Annotated in this window: 2 protein-coding genes; both read left to right on the plus strand. The window is 74.6% G+C overall.

The window, feature by feature from the left end:
- On the plus strand, window positions 1-2,587 hold a 2,587-nt coding region (locus ACIQIB_RS38890), incomplete at its 5' end, for a type I polyketide synthase (protein WP_400764124.1).
- Between the two features lie 28 nt (window positions 2,588-2,615).
- On the plus strand, window positions 2,616-9,709 hold a 7,094-nt coding region (locus tag ACIQIB_RS38895; protein WP_400764125.1), incomplete at its 3' end, for a type I polyketide synthase.

Below are 9,709 nucleotides of genomic sequence, written 5' to 3' on the forward strand. Positions count from 1 at the left end.
AGCCCCCCAGAACAACGGCACCCGCCCGATCACCATCCACTCCCGACCCGAGAACACCGACCCCGACCAGCCCTGGACCCGCCACGCCAGCGGCGAAGTCGGTGTGGGCGCGCAGGAGGGCTCGTACGACCTGCAAGGCGTCTGGCCGCCGGAAGGCGCCACCTCGATCGAGGTCGGCGATCTGTACGAGCGCTTCGCCGAGGGCGGCTTCGGCTACGGCCCCGCCTTCCAGGGCATCCGGGCGGCCTGGCTGGCCGGCGACGCCGTGTACGCCGAGGTGCGGCTCCCCGAGGAACAGCAGGCGCCCGCCGGTGCGTACGGACTGCACCCGGCCCTGCTCGACGCCGCGCTGCACGGCATCGCCCTCAGCTCGTCGCTGCAACTCGGCGGAGGAAAGCTGCCGTTCTCCTGGGCGGGAGTCACGCTGCACGGTTCGGGCGCCGGCGAGGTGCGGGTACGGCTGACTCCCGTCGGCTCCGACACGGTGTCGCTGACCCTGTCGGACCCGATCGGCCGGCCGGTGGCGACCATCGACTCGCTCGCCCTGCGGGCGCGGCCCGAACAGCTGGGCACTCCCGCCACGGACAACTCCCTGTACGTGCTGGACTGGACCGAGCTCCAGCCGAACACCGACGCACCCACCGCCACGACGGGCTGGGCCCTGATCGGTGACGACGGCCTCGGCGTGGCGGCCGGACCGGGGCTGCGGGCCTACCCGGACCTGGACGCCCTGGCAGCCGCCACGGACCTGGCGGCACCGCCCGAGGTCGTACTCGTGACCTGCCCGCCGCAGTCCGCGCACCCCTCGGAGTCCGCCGGGGCCGGGGGTCTCGCCGCATCGGTGCGCGCGGCCCTCGACCGGGCGCTGGGGCTGGTCCAGGGGTGGCTGGCCGACGAGCGGTTCGCCGCGTCGCGGATGGTCTTCCTCACGCGCGGCGCCGTTGCCGCAGGGCCCGGCGAGCAGGTGACCGACCTGTCGCACGCCGCGGTCTGGGGACTGGTCCGCTCCGCACAGTCCGAGAACCCGGACCGGTTCGTCCTGGTCGACCTCGACGCCGAAGGCACCGAAGGCACCGAAGACGTCGAAGGCACCGACCACGCGACGGCCCCGGACAGCCTGCCCGCGCTGCTGCGGGCACTCGCCGGTGACGAGCCGCAGCTGGCACTGCGCGGCGGCTCGGTACGGGCCGCCAGGCTGGCACGCGTACCCGCGCAGCCCGGCCCCGCCGAGCCGTCGGCCGCTGGCTGGGGCGCCGGCACAGTACTGGTCACCGGTGCCACCGGTGTCATCGGCGGCGTGATGGCACGCCATCTGGTCGCCGAGTGCGGCGTGCGCCATCTGCTGCTGACCAGCCGGCGCGGCGCGGAGGCCGACGGCGCGAAGGAGTTGTGCGCCGAACTCACGGCGCTCGGCGCCGACGTCACCCTGACCGCCTGTGACGTCGCGGACCGCGCGGACCTGGCCCGGCTGCTGGCCGGCGTCGGCGCCGCGCACCCGCTCACCGCGGTCGTGCACACCGCCGGTGTGCTGGACGACGGCGTCGTCGGCTCGCTCACCTCCGAACGGGTCGACCGGGTGCTGCGGCCCAAGGTGGACGCGGCGGTCAACCTGCATGAACTGACCCGCGGCCTCGGGCTCTCCGCCCTGGTGCTGTTCTCCTCCATCGCCGGCACGTTCGGCGGCATGGGCCAGGGCAACTACGCGGCGGCGAACGCGTTCCTCGACGCCTACGCCACCCACTGCCGCGCCCAGGGCTTCCCCGTCCAGTCGATGGCGTGGGGGCTGTGGGAGCAGCGCAGCGACATGACCGGAAAGCTGGCCGACGCGGACCTCTCGCGGCTGGCCCGCGGCGGCATCGTCGCGTTCTCCTCCGCCGAGGGCGCCGCGCTGTTCGACGCGGCACGGACGCTGGACGCGCCGGTGGTGCTGCCGATGCGGCTGGACACCGCGGCCCGGGGCAACGGCCCCGGCCCCGTGCCGCCGTTGCTCCGCGGTCTGGTCCGGCCCCCCGCCCGGCCGACGGCCCGCCGCACCACGGCCGGCGGCGGCACGGCCGCCGATGCCGCCGACGGGCTGATGCGACGGCTGGCGGGACTGCCCGAGGCCGAGCGTGGCCGGCTGCTGCTGGACCTGGTCAGGTCCCAGGCGGCGACCGTCCTCGGGTTCACCGACCCGAACGCGATCGACGTCGACCGCGGGCTGCTGGAGCTGGGCTTCGACTCGCTCACCGCGGTCGAACTGCGCAACCAGCTGAACAGGGTGACCGGACTGCGGCTGCCCGCCACCCTGCTCTTCGACTACCCGACGACGAGCGCGATCGCGGAACACCTCGCGGACTCGGTCACTCCGGCCGAGCCGGCGGCCGCCCCGCTGGTCTTCCCCGAACTCGACCGACTGGAGCAGGACCTGCCGCGGGTGGCCGCGGACGAGGCCGCCCGGACCAGACTCACCACCCGCCTGCAGGACCTCTTGTCGAAGCTGGGCCACGCCCAGGACGCGGTGGGCGAACTCGCGACAGCCGAACTCGATTCGGCGTCCGACGACGAGATCTTCGACTTCATCGAAAACGAACTCGGCCTTTCCTGAAGAAAGCGGCGGTTGAACGGTGAGCACCGTGAGCGAAGACAAGCTTCGCGACTACCTCAAGCGTGTGACGACGGATCTGCACCGCACGCGCCAGCGTCTGCAGAAGATCGAGGAAAGGGACCACGAGCCCATCGCGATCGTCGGCATGAGCTGCCGCTACGCCGGGGGCGTCCGAACCCCGGAGGACATGTGGCGGCTCCTGATCGAGGGGCGTGACGCGGTCGGCCCGATGCCCGGGAACCGGGCCTGGGACATCAAGGCCCTGTACGACCCCGACCCGGACGCCCGGGGCAAGAGCTACGTGGAGGAGGGGGCCTTCCTCGACGGGGCGTACGACTTCGACCCCGGATTCTTCGGCATCTCCCCGCGTGAGGCACTGGCCATGGACCCCCAGCAGCGGCTGCTGCTGGAGACCGCGTGGGAGACCTTCGAGCGGGCCGGCATCGACCCGACCTCGCTCAAGGGCAGCCGGACCGGTGTGTACGCGGGCGTGATGTACCAGGACTACGGCTCCCGGCTGACCACGGTGCCCGAGGACGTCGAGGGCTACCTCGGCGCCGGCGGTTCCGGCAGCATCGCCTCGGGCCGGATCTCCTACACCTTCGGTCTCGAAGGGCCCGCCGTCAGCGTGGACACGGCCTGCTCGTCCTCGCTGGTGGCACTGCACCTGGCCACGCAGGCGCTGCGCCGCGGCGACTGCTCGCTGGCCCTGGTCGGCGGCTCCATGGTGATGTCCACCCCGGTCGCGTTCGTCGAGTACGCCCGGCAGCGGGCGCTCTCCTCCGACGGCCGCTGCAAGGCGTTCTCCGCGCGGGCGGACGGCACCGGCTGGGGCGAGGGCGTCGGCATGCTCCTGGTGGAGCGGCTGTCCGACGCCCGGCGCAACGGGCACCGGGTGCTCGCCGTGATCCGTGGCTCGGCCGTCAACCAGGACGGCGCCAGCAGCGGACTGACGGCACCGAACGGGCCCTCCCAGCAACGGGTGATCCGCGCCGCGCTGGCCGACGCGGGGCTGTCCGCCGCCGAGGTCGAGGCGGTGGAGGCGCACGGCACCGGCACCAGGCTCGGCGACCCGATCGAGGCCGGCGCACTGCTGGCCACCTACGGCGCGGAACGCCCCGGGGGCCGGCCGCTGTGGCTGGGCTCCCTGAAGTCCAACCTCGCGCACACCCAGGCCGCGTCCGGGGTCGGCGGTGTCATCAAGATGGTGCTCGCGCTCCAGCACGGGATCCTGCCGAAGACGCTGCACGCCGAGGACCGCAGCCCCATGGTCGACTGGGAGTCCGGCGGCGTCGAGCTGCTGACGGAGTCCCGGGAGTGGCCGGAGACCGGCGCCCCGCGCCGGGCCGCCGTGTCCGGGTTCGGCTTCAGCGGCACCAACGCCCACGTGATCCTGGAGCAGGCGCCCGAGACGCCGGCGGACGACGAGGACGCCACCGCCGACCCGGCCCCGCACGCAACCCTCCCGGCGCTGCCCTTCCTCGTCTCCGGCAGGACCGCGGAGGCGCTCCGGGCCCAGGCCGGACGGCTCCTCGACCATGTGGCCGCCCACCCGGACCTGGCCGCCGCCGACCTGGGGCGCTCGCTGGCCCTGGAGCGGGCCTCCCTCGAACACCGCGCCGCGGTCATCGCCCAGGACCTGGACGGGCTCCTGAGCGGTCTGCGGGCCCTCGCCGACGGCGAACCGGCGGCGCGGCTCGTCCAGGGCCTGGCGGACAGCCGCCGCAAGACGGTGTTCGTCTTCCCGGGCCAGGGCTCGCAATGGGTCGGCATGGCCCGCCCGCTACTGGCCTCCTCGCCGGTCTTCGCCGAACAACTGCGCGCCTGCGACGAGGCGTTGGCCCCGTATCTGAACTGGTCCGTCATCGACGTCCTCGGCGAGGGCGCGGGCGCGCCACCGGCCGACCGCATCGACGTCGTCCAGCCGGTGCTGTTCTCCGTGATGGTGTCGCTGGCCGCGCTGTGGCGCGCGCACGGTGTCGAGCCCGCCGCGGTCGTCGGGCACTCCCAGGGCGAGGTGGCCGCCGCCTACGTGGCGGGCGCCCTGTCGCTGCCGGACGCCGCCCGGGTGGTCGCGCTGCGCAGCAGGGCGGCGCTGGAGATCGAGGGCAAGGGCGGCATGCTCTCGGTGCTGGCCCCCGCCGGGCGGATCGCGCCCCTGCTGGAGAGCCGGGCCGACCGGATCTCCCTCGCCGCGGGCAACAGCCCCGTCTCCGTGACGGTCGCCGGCGATCCCGACGCCCTCGACGAGCTGATGGCCCGGCTCACCGCCGACGGCATCAAGGCCCGCCGGGTCCCCGGGGTGCTGGTGGCCAGCCACTCCCCGCACGTCGACGCGCTGCGCGAACGGCTGCTCGCCGACCTGGCACCCGTCGAGCCACGCGCCGCGCGGATCCCCTTCTACTCCACGGTGACCGGCGCCGTGCAGGACACCGGCGCACTTGACGCCGACTACTGGTACCGGAACATGCGCCGGCCGGTCGAGTTCGAGCTGGCGGTCCGCGCGCTGCTCGCCGACGGCCACACCGCGTTCATCGAGACCAGCCCCCACCCCGTCCTCGCGATGGCGATGCAGGAGACCTTCGAGGACGCCGCCGCGGGCGCCGTCGCCGTCGGCACGCTGCGGCGCGAGGAGGGCGGCTACGACCGCTTCCTCGCCTCCCTCGGCGAACTGCACGTCGCCGGCGGTTCCGTGGACTGGAACACGGTGTTCGCCGGCACCGGGGCGCGCAGCGTCCAGCTGCCCACCTACGCGTTCCAGCGGCAGCGCTACTGGCTGGAGTCCCCGGTGGCAACCGGGGACGTGGCGTCGGCCGGGCTCGGCGCCGCCGACCACCCGCTGCTCGGTGCCGCCGTGCACCTGGCGGACTCCGACCGGCTGCTGCTGACCGGCCGGCTGTCCCTGGAGACCTCCCCGTGGCTCGCCGACCACGCCCTCACCGGCAGCGTCCTGCTGCCCGGCACGGCGTTCCTCGAACTCGCGGTGCAGGCCGCCGACCGGGTCGGCTGCGCACAGGTCGAGGAACTCACGCTTCAGGCGCCGCTCCTGCTGCCCGGAACCGGCGGCGTGGCGGTGCAGGTCACCGTCAGCGAGCCGGACGTCACCGGACGCCGGACGGTGGGCGTCTACTCGCGCGCGGAGAACACAGCGGAGGACGCCTGGGTCGCCCACGCCTCCGGCACGGTCGTCCCCGCCGCCGAACCGGCCTCCTTCGACCTCGCCGTGTGGCCTCCCGCCGGCGCCGAACCCGTGGCCGTCCAGGACCTCTACGAGCGGTACGCCGAGAACGGGTTCGGCTACGGGCCCGCCTTCCGCGGCCTGCGCGCGGCCTGGCGGCTCGGTGACGACGTCTTCGCCGAGGTACGGCTGCCGGAGGAGCACCAGGAGGGCGCCCGCGCCTACGGACTCCACCCCGCGCTGCTCGACGCGGCACTGCACGGCATCGCGCTCGGGCCGCTGTTCGAGTCCGGGGAGGACGGAAGCAGCGGCAACGGGCGACTGCCGTTCTCGTGGACGGGCGTCACCCTGCACGCCTCCGGCGCCGGCGAGGTGCGGGTACGGCTGTCCCCGGCGGGCCCCGAAGCGGTCGCCATCCGGGTCACCGACACGGCCGGCCGGCCGGTGGCGTCCGTCGACGCGCTGCTGCTGCGCGAGATCCGCCCCGAGCAGCTCTCCGGCGCGCGGGCCGCGCTCACCGACGCGCTGTTCCGGGTCGACTGGAACCCGCTGACGCTCGCCGACCCCGGGCCCGCCACCCCCTGGGGCGTGTGGGGCGCGGACCGGCTGGGGCTCGGCGCCCTGCCGGGACTGGCGCCGCTGGACCTGCCGGCCCTGGACGCGGCCGGCGGCCCGGCACCGGAGGTCGTGCTCGTCCCGTGCGCCCCCGAACCGGACACCCACGGGACCGGAGCCGGCGCGTGCGACGCCGGGGCGGCCCGGGCCGCCGCCGAACGGGCCCTCGACCTGGTGCAGGCCTGGCTGCGCGACGAACGCCTCGCCGATTCCCGGCTGGTGTTCGTCACCCGCGGCGCCGCCCTGCCGGGCGAGGACGTCCACGACCTGGCACACGCCACCGTGTGGGGCCTGGTGCGCTCCGCCCAGACGGAGAACCCCGGCCGCTTCACCCTGGTCGACATCGACGGGCACCAGGACTCCGTACGGGCCCTCCGCGCCGCGGTGGCCACCGGCGAGCCCCAACTGGCGATCCGCGAGGGCGCCGTACGGGCGGCCAGGCTGGCCCGCGTACCCGCCCCGGCCGCCGGGAACACCCTCGGCTGGGACGGCGACGGCACCGTGCTGATCAGCGGCACGGGCACACTCGGCGGACTGCTGGCCCGCCACCTGGTCACCCGGCACGGCATCCGCCATCTGCTGCTGACCAGCCGCCGCGGCCCCGGGGCCGACGGCGCGGACGAACTGCGGGCGGAGCTCACGGCGCTCGGCGCCCAGGTCACCCTGGCCGCCTGCGACGCCGCGGACCGCGACGCCCTGGCCGCGCTGCTGGCCGGCATCGACCAGGCGCACCCGCTCACCGCGGTCGTGCACACCGCCGGTGTGCTGGACGACGGCGTCGTGAACGGGCTGACCCCCGAACAGCTGCACCGGGTGCTGCGCCCCAAGGTCGACGCGGCCGTCAACCTGCACGAGCTGACCGCCGGCCTGGACCTGTCCGGCTTCGTGCTGTACTCCTCCGCGGCGGGCGTCCTCGGCGGTCCCGGCCAGGCCAACTACGCCGCGGCCAACGCGTTCCTGGACGCCCTGGCCCGCCACCGCCGGGCGCGCGGCCTGGCCGGCCAGTCGCTGGCCTGGGGCCTGTGGGCCGACCGCAGCGGCATGACCGGCCACCTCGACGCCGAGGACACCGCGCGCTCCACCCGCTCGGGTGTCGCCCCGCTCTCCGCCGACCAGGGCATGGTGCTGTTCGACGCCGCCGCGGCAGTGGACGAGCCGCTGCTGGTGCCCATGCTGCTGGACACCGCCGCGCTGCGGGCGGGCGCCGCCACCGGCTCCGTCCCGGCCCTGCTCCAGGGACTGGTACGGACCCCGGCCCGCCGCACGGTCGAGGCCGGGACGCCGGCGGACAGCGCGGACTCGCTCGCGCGGCGTCTCGCCGGGCAGACCGGGACCGAGCAGCAGCGCTTCCTGCTGGACCTGGTGCGCTCCCTGGTCGCGGCCGTGCTGGGGCACGCCTCGTCCGACTCGATCGCCGCGGACCGGGCCTTCCGGGAGCTCGGCTTCGACTCGCTGACGTCGGTGCAGCTCCGGAACCGGCTGAACACGGCCACCGGGCTGCGGCTGCCGACCACGCTGGTCTTCGACTACCCGAACCCCACGGCGCTCGCCGAATACCTGCGGACCGAAGCGCTGGGCGACCGGCTGCGTACGGCCGTCGGGAAGACGGTTGCCTCACCGGCCGGCGACGGCTCCGGTTCTGGTTCCGGCTCCGACGACGCGATCGCCGTCGTCGGCATGAGCTGCCGGTTCCCCGGCGGCGTGCGGAGCCCGGAGGACCTGTGGCGGCTGGTGTCCCAGGGCACGGACGCGATGGCCGCGATGCCGACCGACCGCGGCTGGGACGTCGACGACCTGTACGACCCGACGGGCCGCCTGCCCGGCAAGTCCTACGCGAACGAGGGCGCGTTCCTCTACGACGCCTACGACTTCGACCCCGCCTTCTTCGGCATCTCGCCGCGCGAGGCGCTGGCGATGGACCCGGTACAGCGGCTGCTTCTGGAGACCTCCTGGGAGGCCTTCGAACGGGCCGGCATCGACCCCGTCTCGCTGAAGGGCAGCCCGACCGGCGTGTTCGCGGGCCTGATGTACCAGGACTACAGCATGCGGCTGCCACAGGTGCCGGAGGACCTGGAGGCGTACATCGGCAGCGGCAGCTCCGGCAGCATCGCCTCCGGTCGCATCGCGTACACCATGGGCCTGGAGGGCCCGGCGGTGACGGTCGACACGGCCTGCTCGTCGTCGCTGGTGGCGCTGCACCTGGCGGCGGAGTCGCTGCGCCGGGGCGAGTGCTCGATGGCGCTGGCCGGCGGTGCCACCGTGATGTCGACTCCCAACCTCTTCGTCGACTTCAGCCGCCAGGGCGGCCAGGCCCGCGACGGCCGGTGCAAGGCGTTCTCCGCGCAGGCGGACGGCACCGGCTGGGGCGAGGGTGCCGGAATGCTGCTCCTGGAGCGGCTGTCCGACGCGCGGCGCAACGGGCACCGGGTGCTCGCCGTGATCCGGGGCAGCGCGATCAACCAGGACGGCGCGAGCAACGGGATGAGTGCGCCGAACGGTCCTTCGCAGCAGCGGGTGATCCGGGCCGCGCTGGCATCCGCCGGCCTGGGCACGGCCGATGTGGACGCGGTGGAGGCGCACGGCACCGGGACGACGCTGGGTGACCCGATCGAGGCGGGCGCGCTGCTGGCGACGTACGGTCAGGGGCGTTCCGTGGAGCGGCCGTTGTGGCTGGGGGCGCTGAAGTCCAACCTCGGTCACACGCAGGCCGCTTCCGGTGTGGCCGGCGTCATCAAGATGGTGATGGCGATCCGTCACGGCGTACTGCCCGCGACCCTGCACGCCGGCGAGCCGTCCCCGCACGTCGACTGGTCGGCGGGCGCGGTCGAGCTGCTGACCGAGGCCCGGCCCTGGCCCCAGACCGGCGCGCCGCGCCGGGCCGGTGTGTCCGCGTTCGGGATCAGCGGCACCAACGCACACACCATCCTGGAACAGGCACCGGAAACCGACGACGAACCCCAGAGCTCGGCCCCTGCGGCGCCGGACAGCGCTTCCGTGGTGCCGTGGGTGGTGTCGGGGAAGTCCCCGGCGGCACTGCGCGCCCAGGCCGCGCGGCTGCGTGAGCAGGTGGCGGCGTCGCCGGAACTGTCACCGGTGGACGTGGGCTTCTCGCTCGCGACCGCCCGCACGGCCTTCGAGTACCGCGCCGCCGTGACCGGGCGCGACCGCGAAGAACTGCTGTGTGCCCTGGAAGAAGTCGCGAACGACGACACCACCGGTACGCAGGCGACCGACGGCCGGACGGCGTTCATGTTCACCGGTCAGGGTGCGCAGCGTCTGGGGATGGGTCGGGAGTTGTATGGGGTGTTCCCGGTGTTCGCGGCGGCGTT

This window comes from Kitasatospora sp. NPDC092286 (assembly GCF_044755565.1).
Taxonomy (GTDB): Bacteria; Actinomycetota; Actinomycetes; order Streptomycetales; family Streptomycetaceae; genus Kitasatospora.